This is a genomic window from Adlercreutzia equolifaciens (assembly GCF_029076695.1).
Lineage (GTDB): Bacteria > Actinomycetota > Coriobacteriia > Coriobacteriales > Eggerthellaceae > Adlercreutzia > Adlercreutzia equolifaciens_A.
Map to the genome: position 1 here is coordinate 1 of NZ_JARFIK010000099.1, position 392 is coordinate 392.

The following is a 392-nucleotide window of genomic DNA, read 5'->3' on the forward strand; positions in this document are numbered from 1 at the left end:
GGATCCTGAAAAATCATGCGAATACGCTGACTGCGGAAGGAATAATCGCCAAAATGCAGTGGATGATCGTCAATCAATAACTCGCCGCTGGTAGGCTCTATCATTCCCGCCAGCATTTTTGCCAGCGTGGATTTACCCGAACCATTCTCGCCAATAATCGCCAGTGTCTGGCCTTCACGTAGCGTAAAGCTCAAGGGTTTTACCGCTTCTACGGTCTGACGACGAAACCAGCCGGTCCGGTAGCGGAACGTTTTACTTAAATTACGCACTTCAAGCAGCGTTTCGATCATCTCACTCTTTCTCCATGTTCAGCGGGAAATGACAGGCATAGAGATGATTTTTCGCCCCCGTCAAACGTGGCGTCACAATGCATTCTCGTTGTGCATACGGGC

The 392-nt window shown here is 49.7% G+C and carries 1 protein-coding gene; it reads right to left on the bottom strand.

Annotation, left to right across the window (positions count from 1 at the left end; all coding sequences use genetic code 11):
- Window positions 1-290, bottom strand: a 290-nt coding sequence (locus PZH32_RS11630) for an ATP-binding cassette domain-containing protein (protein WP_275208416.1), incomplete at its 3' end; no start/stop codon positions are given.
- Window positions 291-392 lie beyond the last annotated feature (102 nt).